Origin of the sequence: Phenylobacterium sp. (assembly GCF_030651185.1) — a bacterium.
Taxonomy (GTDB): domain Bacteria; phylum Pseudomonadota; class Alphaproteobacteria; order Caulobacterales; family Caulobacteraceae; genus Phenylobacterium.
Genome location: NZ_JAUSCJ010000006.1, coordinates 84,567 through 103,708, shown reverse-complemented (window position 1 = coordinate 103,708; position 19,142 = coordinate 84,567). Strand labels below are relative to the sequence as shown.

The 19,142-nt window shown below is 68.6% G+C and carries 17 protein-coding genes; 7 read left to right on the top strand and 10 right to left on the bottom strand.

Features of this window, described 5'->3' with window-relative positions:
• Positions 1-31 precede the first annotated feature (31 nt).
• Complete coding sequence (locus tag Q7J39_RS01825) at positions 32-544, top strand: MaoC family dehydratase N-terminal domain-containing protein (protein ID WP_304819809.1); 513 nt, start codon at positions 32-34, stop codon at positions 542-544.
• A 4-nt stretch (positions 545-548) separates the two neighbouring features.
• On the top strand, positions 549-971 hold the full coding sequence (locus Q7J39_RS01820) for a MaoC/PaaZ C-terminal domain-containing protein (RefSeq protein WP_304819807.1): 423 nt from the start codon (positions 549-551) through the stop codon (positions 969-971).
• A gap of 41 nt (positions 972-1,012) precedes the next feature.
• Here the strand turns inward: Q7J39_RS01820 and Q7J39_RS01815 are convergent, their stop codons facing one another.
• A complete protein-coding gene (locus tag Q7J39_RS01815; protein WP_304819806.1) occupies positions 1,013-2,806 on the bottom strand; it encodes an acetolactate synthase 3 large subunit in 1,794 nt (597 codons plus the stop codon).
• Positions 2,807-2,977: 171 nt separating this feature from the next.
• On the bottom strand, positions 2,978-3,961 hold the full coding sequence (gene miaA / locus Q7J39_RS01810; RefSeq protein WP_304819804.1) for a tRNA (adenosine(37)-N6)-dimethylallyltransferase MiaA: 984 nt from the start codon (positions 3,959-3,961) through the stop codon (positions 2,978-2,980).
• Here miaA and serB point away from each other — a divergent pair.
• Entirely contained in the window at positions 3,906-4,799 is an 894-nt protein-coding gene (serB, locus tag Q7J39_RS01805; RefSeq protein WP_304819802.1) for a phosphoserine phosphatase SerB, read from the top strand. The genes miaA and serB overlap by 56 nt on opposite strands.
• A gap of 4 nt (positions 4,800-4,803) precedes the next feature.
• Positions 4,804-5,499 (top strand): HAD family hydrolase, encoded by a 696-nt coding sequence (locus Q7J39_RS01800; RefSeq protein ID WP_370689976.1) that lies wholly within the window; start codon positions 4,804-4,806, stop codon positions 5,497-5,499.
• Positions 5,500-5,547: 48 nt separating this feature from the next.
• Here Q7J39_RS01800 and Q7J39_RS01795 read toward each other — a convergent pair whose 3' ends face one another.
• The 3 genes from Q7J39_RS01795 to hflK are packed head-to-tail and all read right to left on the bottom strand — an operon-like array spanning position 5,548 to position 8,215.
• Positions 5,548-6,126, bottom strand: coding sequence for an arsinothricin resistance N-acetyltransferase ArsN1 family B (locus Q7J39_RS01795; protein WP_304819800.1), 579 nt, complete (start codon positions 6,124-6,126; stop codon positions 5,548-5,550).
• Positions 6,127-6,131: 5 nt separating this feature from the next.
• On the bottom strand, positions 6,132-7,022 hold the full coding sequence (gene hflC / locus Q7J39_RS01790) for a protease modulator HflC (protein ID WP_304819798.1): 891 nt from the start codon (positions 7,020-7,022) through the stop codon (positions 6,132-6,134).
• The gene (gene hflK, locus Q7J39_RS01785) at positions 7,019-8,215 is read right to left on the bottom strand and encodes an FtsH protease activity modulator HflK (RefSeq protein WP_304819796.1); all 1,197 of its coding nucleotides are present in this window, start codon (positions 8,213-8,215) and stop codon (positions 7,019-7,021) included. Before hflK ends, hflC begins: the two co-directional genes overlap by 4 nt.
• A gap of 125 nt (positions 8,216-8,340) precedes the next feature.
• Between hflK and Q7J39_RS01780 the strand changes: the two genes are divergently transcribed.
• Entirely contained in the window at positions 8,341-9,459 is a 1,119-nt protein-coding gene (locus Q7J39_RS01780; RefSeq protein ID WP_304819794.1) for an Mrp/NBP35 family ATP-binding protein, read from the top strand.
• Between the two features lie 6 nt (positions 9,460-9,465).
• Here Q7J39_RS01780 and Q7J39_RS01775 read toward each other — a convergent pair whose 3' ends face one another.
• From Q7J39_RS01775 to Q7J39_RS01760, 4 genes are all read right to left on the bottom strand, one after another.
• The gene (locus tag Q7J39_RS01775; protein ID WP_304819792.1) at positions 9,466-10,872 is read right to left on the bottom strand and encodes an MFS transporter; all 1,407 of its coding nucleotides are present in this window, start codon (positions 10,870-10,872) and stop codon (positions 9,466-9,468) included.
• Between the two features lie 80 nt (positions 10,873-10,952).
• Positions 10,953-12,380, bottom strand: a complete 1,428-nt coding sequence (locus Q7J39_RS01770; RefSeq protein ID WP_304819790.1) for an MFS transporter — start codon at positions 12,378-12,380, stop codon at positions 10,953-10,955.
• A gap of 142 nt (positions 12,381-12,522) precedes the next feature.
• Positions 12,523-13,947 (bottom strand): MFS transporter, encoded by a 1,425-nt coding sequence (locus Q7J39_RS01765; RefSeq protein ID WP_304819788.1) that lies wholly within the window; start codon positions 13,945-13,947, stop codon positions 12,523-12,525.
• Between the two features lie 157 nt (positions 13,948-14,104).
• Positions 14,105-15,010, bottom strand: a complete 906-nt coding sequence (locus tag Q7J39_RS01760) for an SDR family NAD(P)-dependent oxidoreductase (RefSeq protein WP_304819786.1) — start codon at positions 15,008-15,010, stop codon at positions 14,105-14,107.
• A 194-nt stretch (positions 15,011-15,204) separates the two neighbouring features.
• On the opposite strand from Q7J39_RS01760, the gene Q7J39_RS01755 reads away from it, so the two are divergent.
• Together Q7J39_RS01755 and Q7J39_RS01750 are read left to right on the top strand one after the other, a co-directional pair.
• Positions 15,205-17,283, top strand: a complete 2,079-nt coding sequence (locus tag Q7J39_RS01755) for an ATP-binding protein (RefSeq protein ID WP_304819784.1) — start codon at positions 15,205-15,207, stop codon at positions 17,281-17,283.
• 105 nt (positions 17,284-17,388) lie between these two features.
• The gene (locus tag Q7J39_RS01750) at positions 17,389-18,171 is read left to right on the top strand and encodes an SDR family NAD(P)-dependent oxidoreductase (protein ID WP_304819782.1); all 783 of its coding nucleotides are present in this window, start codon (positions 17,389-17,391) and stop codon (positions 18,169-18,171) included.
• Positions 18,172-18,181: 10 nt separating this feature from the next.
• Here Q7J39_RS01750 and Q7J39_RS01745 read toward each other — a convergent pair whose 3' ends face one another.
• Positions 18,182-19,138 (bottom strand): efflux RND transporter periplasmic adaptor subunit, encoded by a 957-nt coding sequence (locus tag Q7J39_RS01745; protein WP_304819781.1) that lies wholly within the window; start codon positions 19,136-19,138, stop codon positions 18,182-18,184.
• Positions 19,139-19,142: the final 4 nt, after the last annotated feature.

The following is a 19,142-nucleotide window of genomic DNA, read 5'->3' as shown; positions in this document are numbered from 1 at the left end:
GCGGCGAGAGACCGCACAGGAGAGGGAGCCAATGGCCACCAAGACATTTCCCGTGGAAGCGAGCCACATCCTCATGTTCGCCCGATCGGTCGGCGACGATAACCGCGTCTATTCCGACGCCGAATACGCCAAGGGCACGGAAGCCGGCGGCATCCTCGCGCCCCCGACCTTCGCCCAGGCCAGCGCCCAGTTCGATCCCGACTACGGCCTGCGTCCCAAGATCGGCCAGCCCTGGTTCGGCTCGGGCAAGAACGCCACCGGCATCACCCGCGCGCCCGGCGGCGGCGGCGGGGGAGGCGGCGGTGGCGGCCTGCATGCGGAACAGCACTTCGAGTACCACCGCCCGATGAGGGCCGGCGACGTGCTCACCGCCACCACGACGCCCGGCAAGACCTGGGAGAAGGAAGGCAAGCGCTCGGGCAAGCTGGTCTTCTCCGAGAGCGTCACCGAGTACCGCGACCAGAAGGGCGAACTGGTGATCACCGCCCGCGGCGTCGGTGTCCGCACCGAACGCCCCGTCGAACAACCCGCTGAGAAGGCGTAGGAACATGGCGCTCAGCGCGAAATCACTGAAGGTGGGCGACGCCCACACCGCCCGCCTGGTGGAAGACCTCAAGCGGACCCAGATCGTCCAGTACGCCGGCGCGTCGGGCGACTACAACCCGCTGCACACCGACGAGATCTTCACCACCCAGGTGGCCGGCTACCCGTCGGTCTTCGCCCACGGCATGCTGACCATGGGCATGACCGGCAAGATGCTCACCGACTATGTCGGCGACGCCCGCCTGACCAAGTACGGCGTGCGCTTCACCAGCCAGGTCTGGCCGGGCGACACCCTGGACGCCACGGCGACGCTCAAGGCGATCACCGAGAAGGACGGCGCCAAGATCGCCGAGTTCGACGTCAAGACGGTCAACCAGGCCGGCGTCGAGGTGCTCAGCGGCTACGCCGAGGCCCGGGTCGACGACTAAAGGGAATGGCGGAGGCGGGCTTCCCGGCCTCCGCCGAATTCCTAGACCAGCCGCTTGCCAGCGTCGTCGATCACGGCGCCCAGGTCGCGGCCGTCATTGGCCAGGATCATCTCGTTGTGGGCCTTGCCCGACGGGATCATCGGGAAGCAGTTCTCTTCCTTGGTCACCCGGCAATCGAACAGCACGGGTTTCCGCACCGAGATCATCTCCAGGATCTTGTCGTCCAATTCGCCCGGCGTCTCGGCCCGGATGCCGACCCCGCCGAAGGCCTCGGCCATCTTCACGAAGTCGGGCAGGCTGGCGGAATAGGAGTGGCTGTAGCGCTCCCCGTGCAGCAGTTGCTGCCACTGGCGGACCATCCCCATCCACTCGTTGTTCAGGATGAAGATCTTGATCGGCAGGTCGTACTGAATGGCCGTGGCGATCTCCTGCATGGTCATCTGCACGCTGGCGTCGCCGGCGATGTCGATGACCAGGCTGTCGGGGTGGGCCATCTGCACGCCCACGGCGGCCGGCAGGCCGTAGCCCATGGTGCCCAGGCCGCCCGAGGTCATCCAGCGGTTGGGCTGCTCGAAGTGGTAATACTGGGCCGCCCACATCTGGTGCTGGCCGACCTCGGTGGTGATGTAGGTGTCACGGTCCTTGGTCAGCTCGTACAGCCGCTCGACGGCGTACTGCGGCTTGATCAGCTTTGAGTCCGGCGAATAGGCGAAGCCCTTCCGCGCGCGCCAGTGATCGATCTGGCTCCACCAATCCTTCAGGGCCGCCTGGTCAGTGGCCATGTTGCGACTCTTCCAGGCGGCGATCAGGTCTTCCAGCACCGAGCCGGCGTCGCCGACGATGCCGATGTCGGCCTTGACGTTCTTGGAGATCGACGAGGCGTCGATGTCGATGTGGATCTTCTTGGAGCCGGGCGAGAAGGCGTCCAGCCGGCCGGTGACCCGGTCGTCGAAGCGCGCGCCGATACAGACCATGACGTCGCAGTCGTGCATGGCGTGGTTGGCCTCATAGGCGCCGTGCATGCCCAGCATCCCCAGCCACTGGGGGTCCGACGCCGGGAAGGCGCCCAGGCCCATCAGGGTCGAGGTCACCGGCGCGCCGGTCAGCTTGGCGAAGTCGCGCAGCAGCTGGGCGGCCTTGGGGCCGGCATTGATGACGCCGCCGCCGGTATAGAGGATCGGCTTGCGGGCCCCGGCGATCAGGGCCGCGGCGTCGGCCACCTTGCCGGCGTCGCCCTTGGTGCGGGGATTGTACTCGTGGTTGTGCTTGACCGCCTTGGGGCCCTGGTAGGCGCCCTTGGAGAACTGCACGTCCTTGGGAATGTCGATGACCACCGGGCCTGGCCGGCCCGACGTGGCGATGTGGAAGGCCTCGTGCATGATGCGCGGCAGGTCCTCGACCGACTTCACCAGATAGTTCTGCTTGGTGATCGGCCGGGTGATGCCCACCGTGTCGCACTCCTGGAAGGCGTCGGTGCCGATCAGGTGGGTGGCGACCTGGCCGGTGATCACCACCATCGGGATGGAGTCCATCAGGGCGTCGACAATGCCGGTGACCGCGTTGGTGGCGCCGGGGCCGGAGGTGACCAGGACCACCCCGCACTTGCCGGTGGACCGCGCATAGCCCTCGGCGGCATGGGTCGCGCCCTGCTCGTGGCGGACCAGGACGTGCTGCAGGCGCTTTTCCTCAAACAGCGCGTCATAGATCGGCAGCACCGCGCCGCCCGGATAGCCGAAGAGCACCTCGACGCCCTGGTCGATCAGGGCGCGAACGACGATCTCGGCGCCGGTCAGGGTTTCAATGTCGGCTTCGATGGTGGTCTGGTGGGCGGTCATTTCGGGGAGCCTGGTGTGGGGCATTAAAAAAGGCCCTCTGGGGGCCCGGTGCAAGCGACCTTGTTCAGACTGACGTGATCGTCAGTCCGCGACAGGTCGCCGTACAAGTACAAGAATCTCGCGCACGAGCATTCTCCAGAAACGAAGGTCCCTGCTGATGCCATGCCCCCGTCAGGGCGTCAAGCCGGGGTTCAGCGCAAGAAACTGCCTCCACTGGTCGTCCGGGTCGCTCGCCGTGACGCGCGGCCAGTCGCTCATCTGGCCCCGCTGCCAGGTGGATTGGCGCTTGGCGTAGCGCCGGGTCTCCTGCTGGGCGGCGGTGAGCGCCCGGGTCGGGGTCAATTCGCCGCGCAGCTGGGCGGCCAGTTCGCGCACCCCGACGGCCTTCATGATCGGCAGGGCGGGGTCGAGGTTCCGCGCCATCAACTCGGCCACCTCCTCCAGGGCGCCGGCGGCCAGCATGGACGCTAGTCGCGCGTCGCAGCGGTCGTAGAGCGCCTTGCGGTCCGGCTCCAAGGCGACGGACGAATAGCTTCCGGCGGGGAGGGCAGGGTCGGTCCGCCCCTGCCAGTCGGTGAGCGAGACGCCACTGGCGGCGAAAACCTCCCAGGCCCGCACCAGCCTCTGCCGGTCGCCGGGGCTGATCCGCGCGGCCGCGGCGGGATCGGCGTCCCCCAGCCGGTGGCGGAAGCTGACCTCGCCCATCGTCTCATAGTCGCTAGCGGCCTGATCACGCAGCTCCGGGGGCGTGGCCGGGATTTCCGCCAGGCCGTGGGTGAGGGCGCGGAAGTAGAGGCCCGTGCCGCCCACCACCACCACCGGCTGACCTCGCCCCGTGATCTCGGCGATCGCCTGGGTCGCCGCCCGCGACCAGGTCCCCACCGACCAGCCGTCGGCGCCGTCCACGGTTCCCACCAGGTGATGCGGGACCCCGGCCTCGTCCTCAGGGGCGGGGCGGGCGGTCACCACGCGCAGGTCGCGATAGATCTGCAGGGCGTCGGCGCCGACGATCTCCGCCCCGATCTTCCGGGCCAGACGTAGGGCGAGCGCCGACTTGCCGCTTGCGGTGGGCCCGGCGATCAGCCAGATGCGGGGCTCCATGCAGCTCGCCCTTACCCTCGTCAGTCCCACGCCAGATGCGGCCCAGGCCGCCATCGGCCCGATCACCACAGCGCTCGCAGGCGCCCGCGCCCGCGTCAAGGAGCCCCGCGTCCTGGGCCCCGGCGCCATCGACCTCGCGCTCGAGGCGGACGCCATCGCCCCGGTCCGCATCGCGGTGGCGAACGCGCTGGAGGGCCTGCCCATCGACGCCTGCGTCCAGCACTGGAATGGCCGCCGCAAGCGCCTGCTGATCGCCGACATGGATTCCACCATCATCGGCTGCGAGTGCATCGACGAGCTGGCCGATTTCGCCGGCGTGAAGGACAGGGTCTCCGAGATCACCGAGCGGGCCATGCGCGGCGAGCTGGATTTCGAGTCGGCCCTGCGCGAGCGGGTGGCCATGCTGAAGGGCCTGTCTGTCGATGTCCTGCAGCGCTGCTACGACGAGCGGGTGCGGCTGAACTCCGGCGCCCGCACCCTGGTCCGCACCATGACGGCTAACGGCGCCGGCGCCTTCCTGGTCTCCGGCGGCTTCACCTTCTTCACGTCCCGCGTGGCCCAGGCCGCCGGTTTCCAAGCCAATCGTGCCAACACCCTGATCGAGGCGGCCGGCCTGCTGACCGGCGAGGTCGGCTCGCCGATCCTTGGCCGCGAGGCCAAGCTGGCCGCCCTGCGCGAGGAGACCGCCGCGGCGGGCTTCACCCCGGCCGAGGCGCTCGCGGTCGGCGATGGGGCCAATGATCTCGCCATGATCAACGACGCCGGCCTCGGCGTCGCCTACCGCGCCAAGCCCATCGTCGCCGCCGAGGCCGACGCCAAGGTCGACTATGCCGACCTCACCGCGCTCCTGTACTTCCAGGGCTACACGGCGGCCGACTTCGTTACAGACTGACGCCATGCTTGATTGGGCGGGGCGGGGCGACCTGGGCTATGGCCAGACCATGAGCCTGCCCCGCATCCCCAAGGCCGTCGTCTTCGACATGGACGGCCTGCTGGTGGACACCGAGACCGTCTATCGTGACGCCATGACCGCCGTGGCGGGGGAGATGGGACACGCGATGTCGCTCGACGTCTTCAAGGCGATGATCGGACTCCCCGACAACCGCGAGGTGCTTGTCGGCCACTACGGCGCCGATTTTCCGGTGACGGCGTTCAATGCCCGGGTCGTGGGTCTCGCCGACGAGATGGTCGCGGCGGGCGTCGCCTTGAAGACCGGCGTGCTGGAGATCCTCGACCACCTGGATATGCTGGGCCTGCCACGGGCCATCGCCACCTCGTCGAGCCATCGCGCCGTCGCGTCGCACCTGGGCGCCAGCGGGGTGATTTCCAGGTTCCACGCCGTGGTCGCCAAGGGGGACTATGCGCGGGGAAAGCCTCACCCTGATCCTTACCTGACCGCCGCGTCGCGCCTTGGCGTCGCACCCCACCTCTGCCTGGCCCTGGAGGACAGCCACAACGGCGTCCGCGCCGCGTCCTCGGCCGGCATGATGACCATCATGGTCCCCGACCTGCTGGACCCCACCGAGGAGATGCACGCGTTGTGCGTCCGCATCGCGCGGGACCTGCACGAGGTGCAGGGGCTGTTGGGCTAGCTCGGGTCGCTGTCGCGGCCGAGGCGCGCATCAGGGCCGGTCGGCGGTTCAGACGGCCGTCAGGCTAAAGCCGGGCAAGGCCGTCAGTTGCGGGAAGCTGAGCGGTTCAGCCGGGGGGCCGTCATGGCGTGACAGCCCCAGCCGCCACCATCCCACATCGCGCCAGGCGCCCAGCTTGTAGCCCACCTCGCGATAGACACCGATCGGGGTGAAGCCCACGGCCTCGTGCAATCCGACGCTGCCGGCGTTGGGCAGGGCGATCCCGGCGAAGGCCGATCGCAGGCCCTGGCGTTGCAGCAGCGGCAGGAGTGTGCGGTAGAGCGCGCCGCCCACCCCGGAGCGATGCCCCGCCTGAGCGACATAGACGGTCACGTCGCAGGACCAGCGATAGGCGGCCCGCTCGCGATGGGCCCCGGCATAGGCGTAGCCGACGACCTCTCCATCGCGCATGGCGGTGAGCCAGGGGTGGGTCGCCAGGGTCTTGATCACCCGCTCGCCCATCACCTCCGCCGAGGGCGGCTCGGTCTCGAAGGAGATGGCGGTCTCAACGACAATGGGCGCGTAGATCGCGGCGAAGGCGGCGCCATCGCCGGGCTCCGCGATCCGGACGTCGATGCGATCAGCCATGGATCCTATCGCGCGTTCGGGCCGCGCTCGAAGTACTTGAAGAAGGCGCTGTCGGGGGACAGCACCATCGTCGTGTCGCCCTGGCCGAGGGAGGCCTCATAGGCCGACATCGAGCGGTAGAAAGCCGCGAAGCTCGGATCGCGGCCGAAGCTCTGGGCGAAGATCCGGGTGCGCTGGGCGTCGCCCTCGCCTCGGGTGGTCTCGGCCTCCTCGGTGGCGGTGGCCAGCGTAATGGCCACTTCCTTGTCGGCGCCGGCGATGATCTCGCGCTTCTTCTGTTCGCCCTCGGCCCGCCGCTGGGCGGCTTCCTGCTGGCGGCTGGTCTGCATCCGGCGATAGACGGCCGCCTGGTTGGCCGCCGGCAGGTCGGCGCGCTTGATCCGCACGTCGATGATCTCGATGCCCAGGCGCGAGGAACTGGCCCGCTTGGCCACGTCCACCTTGGTCTGGGCCATCAGGGCGCCGCGGCGACCCGAGATGATATCGCTGGAGGTGGCCGTGCCGAGGATCTGGCGCAGGGACGAGTTCAGCAGACGCTCAATGCGGTCATTGGCCGTCCGCTCGTCGCGGAGGGTGCGGTAGTACTGCAGCGGGTTGGAGATGCGGTAGCGGACGAAGGCGTCCACCACCAGGCGCTCCTGGTCGGCGGCGATGATCTCTTCCTGGTCGGCCTCGAGCTTCAGATTGCGCTTGTCGAGCTTGATGACGTTCTCGAGGAAGGGCGCCTTGATCTTCAGACCCGGCGCGTTCTCGCCGGGGGCGTTGATCACCCGCACGGGTTCGCCGAAGCGGACCACGATGGCCTGCTGGCGCTGCTCGACGACGAACAGGGTGTTGAACAGGACGACCAGGACGCCAAGCGCGATGACACCCCAGGTGGTGAGGCGGCGGTTCATCGCGGGGCTCCGGGACTGGGAATGACGGTTTCGCCGCCCTCGGCCTGAGGTACGACGCGGGCTGTAGGCGTCTTGGCGCGGAAGACGTCTGGGGGCAGGATGATGGGCGCGCTGGCGCCCTTGCCGTCGATGACCACCTTGTTGGAGCGCGACAGCACCCGCTGCATGGTCTCGATATAGAGGCGGTCGCGGGTCACGCCCGGCGCGCGTTTGTACTCCGTCAGGATCTGGCTGAAGCGAGAGGCCTCACCGATCGCTTCCCGCACGGACTGTTCACGGTAGCCCTGGGCCGACTGGGTCAGCTTGGCCGCGTCACCCTTGGCCTCGTTGATCACCCGGTTGCGGTAGGAGTTGGCTTCGTTGACGGCGCTCTCGGCGTCCTGGCCGGCATTGGCCACTTCGCGGAATGCGGCGACGACTTCCTGCGGCGGGTTGGCGCTGCGGATCTGCACCTCGACGATGCTGACGCCGGCGCCCCAGCCGTCCAGGGTTCGCTGCATCAGTTCTGCCGACTGGGTCTGCACCCGGCCACGGCCGGTGGTCAGGATGTCCTGCAGGGTGGTCTTGCCCACCACCTCGCGCATGGCGCTCTCGGCGACGGCTTTGACGGCGTCCTCCTGGTCGCGAACCGTGAACACATACTTGGCGGCGTCGGCCACGCGCCAGGTGACGCTGAAGTCCAGGTTCACGATGTTCTCGTCGCCCGTCAGCATCAGGCTTTCTTCCGGCACGTCGGCGCCCGCCGATCCGCCGATATCGATGCGGTTCAGGCTGGTGACGGCGACCTTCTCCACCCGCTCGATCGGCGTGGGGAGGTGATAGCGGAGGCCCGGCGTCTCGGAGCGCGAATAGGAGCCGAAGGTGGTGACCACCGCCGCCTCGTTGGGCTGGACGATATAGACGCCCGAGAGGGCCCAAAGGGCGAAACCCGCGCCAGCCACCGCGGCGATCGCGCCCGGCCGGATCTGGTCGCCAGGTCCGCCGCCGGCGCCGAACAGGCCGCGCAGTTGGGCGATCAGCCGGTCCAGGATCGCCGAGATGTCGGGGCCGCCCGGGCCGCCGCCGCCGCCGGGACGGCGCGGACCGCCGCCCTGAGGTCCGGTGCTCTTCGGAGGTTGCTTGTCGCCGCCACCGCCCTCGCCCGATGGCGGAGAGCCCCAGGGGCCGGGGTTCGCATTGTCGTTCCAGGGCATGGTCGCGTCGTCTGCTTCTTTGTCTCGGCGCGGCGGCGAAAGGCCACCTGTCGTCGGGCTTGTAAACCGGCGCTGTCAGCCGGATATGAGGCGCGCAAGCTCGCAAAGCAAGACACACGGGTGTCATGAACGCTGAAACCGCCCCCGAACGCGCCGTTGTGCTGGCCGCCCTGGATCGGGTGCTGGATCCCAAGACTGGCAAGGGCCTGGTCGCGGCCCGCAAGGTCCACGGCCTCACCCTCGCGCCCGGCCGCGCCGGATTTGTTCTGGAAGTCGCCGCCAAAGACATCCCGCTCTATGAGCCGACCCGCGCCGAGGCGGAGCGCGCCCTGATGCACGTCGACGGCGTGGCCGAGGCCAGGGTGATGCTGACCGTGGAGGCCGACCAGCCGCCGCCGCCCGCGCCCGGCGTGACCCGTGTGGTCAAGGGCGCCCGCGTGACCCAGGATCCAGCCGCCGCGCCCAAGCCGCCTGTCGACGCCGTGCGTCCCGATCACGTCCGCCGGGTCATCGCCGTGGCCAGCGGCAAGGGCGGGGTGGGCAAGTCCACCATCTCGGTGAACCTGGCCGCCGCCTTCGCCGCCATGGGTCTGCGCGTCGGCCTGCTGGACGCCGACATCTACGGCCCTTCGGCCCCGCGCATGCTGGGGATCGACGGCGACCCGGGATTTGGTCCCGACAAGAAGCTGATCCCGCTGGAGGCCTGGGGGATGAAGGTGATGTCTATCGGCTTCCTGGTGGACGAGGCCGCGCCGATGATCTGGCGCGGGCCCATGGCCTCCTCGGCCGTGCGCCAGATGGCCAATGACGTGGCCTGGGGGACCGAGGCCGAACCCCTGGATATCCTGGTGGTCGACATGCCGCCGGGCACCGGCGACATCCAGCTGACCCTGGTTCAGAAGATCAAGCTGGATGGGGTTCTCATCGTCTCGACGCCGCAGGAAATCGCGCTCATCGATGCGCGCCGCGCCGTCGCCATGTTCCAGAAGACCAACACCCCGATCCTGGGGTTCGTGGAGAACATGTCCTACTTCCCCGACCCCGCCACGGGCGCCCGCATCCCGATCTTCGGCGAGGGCGGCGGCAAGGCGGAAGCGCAGAAGCTGGGCCTGCCGCTGCTGGGGGAAATTCCCCTGGACCAGGCCCTGCGCCAGGCCTGTGACGACGGCAGGCCGGTGACCGCGGCGGCTCCTGCGAGCCCCGCGGCCAACGTCTTCAATCAGATCGCCAAGGCGCTCCTCTAGGAGCTCTTATGGCTTGCCGTCGGTGTCGGGCAGGGACACGCCCGAGGCGGTGGCCAGGACGCCTGACTCGGCGGCCAGGGCGTCGCGGAGGTCGAGCTGGCGGCGCACCTCGCCGTGCCGGGTGGCGTCCAGCTTCCAGCCGATGAAGCAGGCACCGCCGAAGAACACCAGGATGATGGGGGCGAAGACGTAGCAGAGCTCCAGGCCGCGGATGGCTTCAGGGGTGTTCACCGCGCCCTCGGCGGCGTTGTAGCCCACCATGCCGAGCACGGTGAAGCTGACGCCGACCGTGATCGCCGAGCCGATCTTCTGGGTGGTGGTGACCAGGGCGTAGAGCAGGCCGGCCCGCTCCTCGCCAGTTTCCAGCCGGACCTCGTCGGCTACGTCGGCGACCATGGCCCGCACGATCAGCACGAAGGCCGAGGAGACGAAGCCCACCGCGAACATGGCGGGGATGGCCAGCGACATGGTGGCCGGCGGAATGATCATCAGCATCGACTGGGTGATGGCGTAGCAGACCGAGGTCAGCATCAGGGTCCGGTGTTTGCCCATCTTCTGCGCCAGCCAGCTCCAGAACATCGCGCCGGCCAGGCCCGCGGCTATGTAGAAGATCAGCAGGAACGAGGTCTGTGCGGTCGTGTAGCCCCGGGCGTCGTGGAAGAAGAACAGGTAGAGCGCCGCCGTGGTCCCGGGACCGAGCGCCATCACGAAGTCGGCGAAGATCAGCCGGACCATCTCGGGGCGGGTGATCAGTTTCCAGTAGTCGGCGAAGCTGGCGTGAACCCCTGAGGTCTTGGGGGCGACGCGCTCGGGGCTGATCATGACGCAGAGCAGCACGGTGATCGGCAGCAGGACGATGCAGAACCAGCCCATGGCGTGGACGCTCTCGGCGAAGCTGCCCTTCACCGACAGCTGCACCACCAGGATCAGGACGGCGCCGATGACCCCGACGGCGCTGATCACGCCATAGACCCGGGAACGGTCATTGTAGTCGGTGGCGAGCGCCGCGCCCCAGGCCGCCTGGGCCAGGGTGACGATGGAGATCCCCAGGTACAGCACCAGCAACCAGCCGATGACGTAGCCTTCGCTGACACCCTTGTCGGCCATGAACAGCATGTAGACCGCCGCCATCACCAGCGGGGCGCCGACCACCAGCCAGGGACGGTAGCGTCCCCAGCGCGACTTGGTCCGGTCCATGGCCATGCCCAGCAGAGGGTCCACCGCCAGGTCGATCAGGCGCACGATGGTGATCGCCGCGCCCACCGCCACCATGGACAGGCCCAGGTGCCCCGCGAAGAACCGCGGGAGGAAGACCGCCATCACCAGGCCGATGGCCGCGATGGGCAGCGCTGTCGAGGCGAAGGATAGGGCGACCGGCAGCGATAGCCGCTGGATTGGGGGCGAAACCGCCATGAAGGATCTCCTAATGGGGTGGCGCTGAACGCGCCTGTTCTAAAAAATTCAGAGTGCGCCGAACGGGCGCGGAAAAGACTTCAAATCCTGGAGCCGACCACCACGTTTCCAGGCTCGGCCGCCACGCTCTCGATGATCGCCGCCTCGTCATAGAGGGCGTCGCGTTCCTCGAGCTTGCGCCGGACCTCGGCGTGATTCTTGGCGTCCAACTTGTAACCGATGAAGCAGGCCCCGCCCAACATGACGAAGACGATGGGACCGATCAGATAGGCCAGCTCCAGATTGTGGATCGCCTCGGCGGTGTTGGTGGCGCCCTCCTTGGCGTTGTAGCCGACCCGGGCCAGCACGGTGAAGGTCAGGAAGATCGAGAAGGCCCCGGCCACCTTTCCGGTCAGCACGGTCAGGGCGTAGATCAGGCCGATCCGCTCCTTGCCGCCGTCCAGGCGCACCTCGTCGCCGATGTCGGCGGTGATCGCCCGGGTCATGACGCCGAAGCCCGCGGCCAGGAAGCCGGCCATGAACATCGCCGGCAGGGCCAGCATCATGCTGCCCTTGGGCAGGAAGCCCACCAGCATCAGCATCAGGGAATAGCCGGTGGTGGTGACCATCACCGCCCGGTGCTTGCTGATCCTGTTGGCCAGCCAGCTGACCGCCGGAGCGCCGGCGAAGCCCGCCAGGATGTAGACCAGCAGCAGGATGTTGGCCTCGGAGGTGGAGAAGCCCCGGGCGTCCTTGAAGTAGAACAGGTAGAGCGCGGCCATCCAGCCGGGGCCGAGCGACAGGCAGAGGTCCGCCAGCAGGATGCGGATCATGTTGGGCCGCGAGATCAGCGCCCAGTAGTCATGCAGGTTGAAGTGCTTGGCGCCGACGTCGACGGTGATCTTCTCCGGTGTGCGCCAGACCACCAGGGCCACGGCCACCGGCGTCAGGCCGATGATGAACCAGCCCATGGCCTTGACGCCCTGGGCGTCCGTCAGGCCCTGCTGCTCCAGGACGATGGGGATCACCAGGACCAGGACCGAGCCCAGCACCCCGACCGCCGTCATCACCGCGAAAATGCGCGAGCGCTCATGATAGTTGGTGGCCAGCGTCGCGGCCCAGGCCGAGTGCGAGAGGCCCAGGATCGAGGTGCCCAGGTACATGATCAGCAGCCAGCCCCCCAGATAGAGCTGGCCTGATCCTTCGGGGGCCTGGAACAGCATGATCAGGGCGACCATCAGGATCGGCGCCCCGATCACCGTCCAGATCCGGTAGCGGCCCCAGCGGGTCCGCGTGCGGTCCATGATCATGCCCAGGGCCGGGTCCAGCGGGATGTCGATGGCGCGCACCAGGGCGAAGACCGCGCCCACCACCGCCAGCTCCACGCCGATGTGGCTGGCGAAGTAGCGGGGCAGATAGACCGAGATGGCGATGGCCAGGGCCGATAGCGGCAGGCTGGTGCCCGCAAAGGCCAATATGGTTCCGAGCGATAGGCGTCCCGAGGGGGGCGCCGTGTTGGCCTGGGTCAAGTCTCGTATCCTCCGCGCACACTCAGCACACACTTGTCGGAGGCTTGAGTCAGGCCGGTAGGTTACGCGCGTTCACTTGCGGCGAAGCAAGTGGTTTCGAAGCCCGGACGCGACAGAATCGCGCCCGGGCCGCGTTGCGGAGTCAGCGGGCGCCTGGGGGCGTGACGATGGCCGCCTCACCGGTCACGCTTTCAACGATCGGCGCCTCGTCATAGAGGGCGTCGCGGGCGTCCAGTTCGGCCCGGATCTCGGCGTGCCGCTCGGCGCCCAGCTTGTAGCCGATCATGCAGGCGCCCCCCAGCATCACGAAGACCACCGGCCCGATCAGATAGGCCAGCTCCAGGTTATGGATGGCCTCCGGGGTGTTGGCCGCGCCGTCGGCGGCCAGGTATCCCACCTTGGAGAGCACCCAGAAGGTCAGGCCGATGGAGAAGGCCCCGGCGATCTTGGTGGTCATCACGGTGATGGCGTAGAGCAGGCCCGAACGTTCCTTGCCCTGCTCCAGGCGCACCTCGTCGGCCACGTCGGCGGTCATGGCCCGGGTCAGGACGTTGAAGCCCGCGGCCATGAAGCCGGCCATGAACATCGGGATCGCGCCGATCAGCATGTTGCCCTGCGGGATCGCCATCAGCGAGATCAGCACCAGGGAATAGACGGTGGTGGCCACCATCACCGCCCGGTGCTTGGAAATCTTGGTGGCCAGCCGCCCCATCAGCGGCGCGCCGGCGAATCCGGCCAGGATGTAGACCGCCAGCAGGATGCTCGCCTGGCCGGTGGTGAACCCGCGGCTGTCGGTGAAGAAGAACAGGTAGAGCGCGCTCATCCAGCCCGGACCCAGCGACAGGCAGAGGTCGGCCAGCAGGATGCGCAGGAACGAGGGGCGGGTGATCAGGGCGCCATAGTCGCGCAGGCGGAAGGCGTGGCCGGGAACCTCGGGCGCGATCTTCTCGGGCGTGCGCCAGATCACCAGGGCCGTGGCGATCGGGGTCAGCACGAAGATGAACCAGCCCATGGTGGCGATGTTGCCGGCGTCCGAGGCGCCGCGCGCCTCGTTGATGATGGGGATGGCCAGGATCGAGGCCGCCCCCAGGACGCCGATCCCGGTCATGATGCCGAACAGCCGCGACCGGTCGTCATAGTGCGGCGCGAGCGTCGCGGCCCAGGCCGCGTGCGACAGAGCCAGGATCGAATTGCCCAGATACATCACCAGCAGGCAGACGATCAGATAGGTCCGCCCGACCCCCTCAGGCGGCATGAAAAGGAAGTAGATTCCGGCCATCAGCACCGGCGCCCCGAGGATCGTCCAGAGCCGGTAGCGGCCCCAGCGGGTGCGGGTCTTGTCCATGGTCCAGCCCAGCAGGCCGTCCACCGGGATGTCGATCATGCGCACGATGAAGAAGGCCGCCCCCACCAGGGCCAGGTCGATGCCCAGATGGCTCGCATAGTGGCGGGGAAGATAGACGGAGATGGCGATGGCGACCGCCGAGATCGGCAGGCTGGTGGCCGCGAAGGCCATGGCTGTTGACAGCGGAAGCCGTCGGGCCCGCACCGCCGAAGAGTCGCTCATGAGTATCCCTGCTCCAGATGGGTCACGCCTCTTCCGGGCGATGTTGCTCCCTAGGTTACGCTGGATAATCCGAGGTCGGGCAAGTGAATTCAGTGCAACAGAACAGGGGCGGCCCTTGCGGGACCGCCCCTCCATGGAACCCGTTGCGGGGGCGGACCTAGCCGCCCTGCATCTTGCGGAAGAACTTCCCGCTCTGCTCGCCGCCGTTGAGGTAGGCCTGCTGGCCGGCCGGATCGGAAATCTTGGCCCAGTTGTCGCGGACTTCTTCCACCGACAGGCCGCCCTCGCCGAGATAGACGCCCTCGGTTTCGTACAGGCGGGTCAGGGCGAAGGCGCCGGCGCCGGCGGTCAGGATCGCGCCGGTGGGGGCTTCTTCTGAGGCCAGGTAGACGACGCCCGGGGTCACGTATTCCGGCTTCAGCTTTTCCAGGATCTCGGCGGGCATGAGGTTCTCGGTCATGCGCGTGGCGGCGACCGGGCTGATGGCGTTGATGTGGATGTTGTTCTTCTGGCCTTCCAGGCGGATCGTATTCATGAACCCGATGATGCCCAGCTTGGCGGCGCCGTAGTTGGACTGGCCGAAGTTGCCGTACATGCCCGAGGACGACGTCGTCACGACGATGCGGCCGTAGTTCTGCTCGCGCATGATCTCCCAGACGGCCTTGGTCGGCTTGACCGTGCCCATCAGGTGGACGTTCAGCACCAGCTCGAAGTCTTCCATGGTCATCTTGGCGAAGCTCTTGTCGCGCAGGATGCCGGCGTTGGCGATCAGCACGTCGATGCGGCCCCACTGGTCCATGGTCTGCTTGACCATATGGGCGACGCCGGCGTCGTCGGTGACCGAGCCGCCGTTGGCGATGGCTTCGCCGCCCATGGCCTTGATCTCTTCGACCACGGCGTCGGCGGCGGCCGAGGAGCCCCCCGAACCGTCCATCGAGCCGCCCAGGTCGTTGACCACCACCTTGGCCCCGCGACGCGCCAACTCCAGCGCATGCTGCTTGCCCAGGCCGCCGCCGGCGCCGGTGACGATCGCGACTTTGCCGTCGAAGCGGATGTCCGCCATGGAAGTCTCTCCAGAAAGAGGGGTCAGAATTTCGCGCGGTTTGTGCGGCGCGGGAGAGGCGAGGTCAAGCCGCCGCCTGTCCCCGGGACGGTTGGCTCCGCGGTTCGGATCCTGCGATTTCGAGTGTGCTTAACGGTTCCTTGGCGACCCCATTCTAGGGTTTGGCTCAGGATGTAGAGGACCGGGAAGTCGGCATGATCAAGACCGTCGGTCGCAACCGGGACGCCTATACGGCCGTGGTTCTTGGGCTCTGCTACATCGCCAACCTCTGGCTGACCAATGCGCTACGCCAGCAGGCCGGCGGCATCGACACCATCTGGACGGCCAACGCCTTTGTCATCGGCGCCCTGCTGTTGCTGCCGGCCCGCTGGGGGCTGCCGACCCTGGTGACCGGGTTCACTATCCAGGTCGCTGTCGTCCTGATGTTCAAGGTCGGCCTGGTCGACGCGATCGGCTTCTCGGTGCTGAACACCGTGGAGGCCGTGGGCGTGGTCTGGCTGGCGCGCAGGATGCGGGTCGTGCGCCTCACCACGCCGAGCCGGTTCGCCGGTCTCATCTTCCTGGCCCTGCTGCCTGTCCTGCTGGTGGGTTCGGTCCTGCTGGGGGTCGGCGCCTGGATTCTGCACGGCGAGTTTCCGGTCGCCATGCTGGCCAACCGCCTGCCGGCCAAGTTGCTGGGCATGGGCCTGGTCCTGCCTGCCATCCTGCTTCTGGGACGCAGCAGCGCGGCGGGCCTGATGCAGGCGGCCTTGTGGCAAAACCTGTCGGCCTACCTGTTGATGGCGGCCCTTGCGGCGCTGGTTTTCACCCCCTTGAGCGGCGTGGCCCTGTTGGCCGCCTTCCCGGCGATCACCCTCGTGGGCCTGCGCATGGGCCCGCGCGCCGTCATCCTCGCCATGGGGCTGACCTGCATCGTCATGCTCCCGCTGGGCATCCAGCACGCCCCGACGGGGCTGATGGCGGACCATGAGAGCCTCAATCAGCGGATCACCCTGACCCAGGTCTACCTGGCCATGGTCTTCGCCACCGGCCTGATCGTCGCCCTGATGGCCACCCACCAGCAGCGGCTGCGCCAGATCCTGGCCCGGCGTTCCGCCAGCTACATGCGCGCTCGCGACCGGGCCCAGGCGGCCTCCGTCGCCAAGACCGAGTTCCTGGCGGCCATGAGCCATGAGATCCGCACGCCGCTGAACTCCATCATCGGCTTTGCCCAGGTGCTGGAACGCCGCGACGACCTGCCCGCCGACAGCCGCCACCAGATCGGCATGATCGAGCGGTCGGGCGGCGCCCTGCTGACCGTGGTCAACGACATCCTCGACTTCTCCAAGGTGGAGGCCGGGCGCATCGACCTGGACCCCAAGGCGGTGGACCTGGCCGAAGCCTGCCAGTCGGCCCTCTCGATCGTGGCCGACAGCGCCGAGCTCAAGGGCCTGACCCTGGCCATGACCGTCGCCGGCGACCAGGTCGCCGCCCATGTCTGCGACGACCACCGCCTGGGCCAGGTGCTGCTCAACCTGCTCAACAACGCGGTGAAGTTCACCGACGCCGGCGGCGTCACCCTGGCCCTGTCGGTCGCGCCCGCGGGCGATCTCGACCTGATCCACATCGCCGTCACCGACACCGGCCCCGGCATAGCGCCGGAGGCCGCCGAGCGCCTGTTCCAGCGCTTCAGCCAGGTGGACTCATCGGTCAGCCGCACCCATGGCGGCACGGGCCTGGGCCTGGCCATCTGCAAGGGCCTGGTGGACCTGATGGGCGGCAAGGTGGGCGTTGAGTCCGCCGTCGGCCAGGGCTCCACCTTCTGGCTCGAAATCCCCATGGCCCGGGCCGACGCCATAGTCGCCGCCCCGGCCGAGACGGGCGGGGCGCAGGGCCTCTCGGCTCACATCCTGCTGGTGGACGACCACCCCATGAACCGCGAACTGGGGATCACCGTCCTCACCCTGCTGGGCTGCACCGTCGACGTCGCCTGCGATGGCCGGGAGGCGATCGAGGTGGCCCAGCGCCGCCGCTACGACGCCATCCTGATGGACGTGCACATGCCGGTCGTCGACGGCCTGGCCGCCACCCGCGCGATCCGCGCCCTCGGCGGTCGGGTCAGCATGACCCCCATCATCGCCATGAGCGCCGACGTCCTGCCCGAGCAGGTCGCCAGGATGCGCGAGGCCGGAATGGTCGACAGCGTCGGCAAGCCCATCAGCATCCAGGCCCTCAACGACTGCCTGGCCCGCTGGATCGGCCGCGACGCCGATGGCGAGGTCCTGGCGGCCTGATCTTCCTCCCCAACCTGCCGCGACGACAGCCTCGCGTTTTCGCAGGCGGGCCGACAGGATGACCCCAAAGCGGCCGGCGCCCGGTCGAGAATTAGGGGAAACACCATGGATCTCACCAACGCCTCGGCCCTGGTCACCGGCGGCGCCGGCGGCTTCGGCAGCGCCACGGCGCGCCGCCTCGCCCAGCGGGGGATGAAGGTGGTCATCGCCGACGTGGCCGACGAGCGCGGTGAGGCCCTGGCGAAAGAACTCGGCAACGGCTCGGTCTATGTGCGCACCGACATCATGGATGAGGACTCCATCGCCAAGGCCGTGCAGGCCGCCGTGGACCTGGCTCCCTTGCGCGCCGCCGTGGTGGTGCACGGCGGACCCCCGCCCCCCGGCGCCACCGGCGCGGCCCGCACCGTCAACCGCGAGGGCAAGCGCATCCCGCTGGCCCACTTCGCCCACACGGTCGGGGTCTATCTCAACAGCGCGTTCGCGGTCACCAGCCAGGCCGCCGAGGCCATGGCGACGAACGCGCCGCTCGCCTCCAACCAGCGCGGCGTGGTGATCAACACCGCCTCCATCGCGGGCTATGAGGGCCAACCCGGCCAGGCGGCCTATTCGGCGGCCAAGGGCGGCATCATCGGCATGACCCTGACCATCGCCCGCGACCTGGCGCCGATCGGCGTCCGCGCCATGGCCATCGCGCCCGGCACCTTCCTGACCCTGGCCTATTCCGCCCGCATGACCGACGAGGAAGCCCAGGCCAAGTGGGGGCCCATGGTGCCCAATCCCCACCGCATGGGCGATCCCGACGAATACGCCCAGCTCGCCGCCCACATCTGCGACAACGACTTCCTCAACGGGACCACCATCCGCCTGGACGGCGCGCAGCGGTTCTAGGGCGACGTTCTCAGTTCGCCGCCATCTGGGTCCCGCGCAGGAACTTCACCAGCACCCGCTGGCCGATCAGGAACGGCGCGTCGTGGGCGCTGACCACCACCTCGACGACCCGGTCGTCGGTGCGTTCGGTGGGGTCGTCGGAGACCAGCTTGCGGGCGCCGAATACCGCAGCCTGGCGCAGCACCGTGCCGCGATAGACCTTGGTGGGGTCGCTCTCGGGCGCGATCTGCACCGCCTGACCGATGCTGACATAGGGCAGGGCCCCCTCGGCGATCTCGGCGCGGACGATGTGCGGCGCCGTCGGCTCCAGGTCGAACATGGTCGAGACGTTCAGGGTCGAGGCGCCAGCGCCTGGATTGGCGTAGCGCCGGGCGATGCGGCCGTCGGCCGGCGCGCGGATGATGGTCAGTTCCTGCTCGTAGCGGGCCCGTTCGAGGGCGGCCTGCGCGGTGGCGATATTGGCGCGCTGGGCTTCGAGGTTGGCCTGGGCTTCGCGGATCTTGTCCTGCGCCTGATCCAGCCGCTGGCCGGCCACGAAGTTGGTGGCAACCAGCCCCTGCAGCCGGGCGCGCTCGCGCTGGGCGGTGGAGAGCTGCACCTGGGTCATCGCCATCTGGGCGCGGGCCTGGCGCACGGCGGCGGCAGCTTGAGCTGCGGCCAGGCGCGGCTCGTCGTCCTCCTGGCGGGCCAGGACCTGGCCCTTGGTGACCCGGTCGCCCTCGCTCACCAGAACCTCGCGCACGATCCCGGCGCGGCGGGCGGCGACCTGGATCATGCCGCCCTCGACATCGGCCTTGCCGTTGGCGATGGCGACGAAGGGGCTCTTGGGCGCCTTGGCGGCGGCGACCTTGGCGGCCTCCGCCTTCTGGGCCTTGGCCTGGCCGTTGAGCACGACCCCGCCGGCGACGGCGAGGCCCAGCACGAGGACCACGACCCAGACGACGTGGCGGCGGAGGAAGGCGAACATGGTC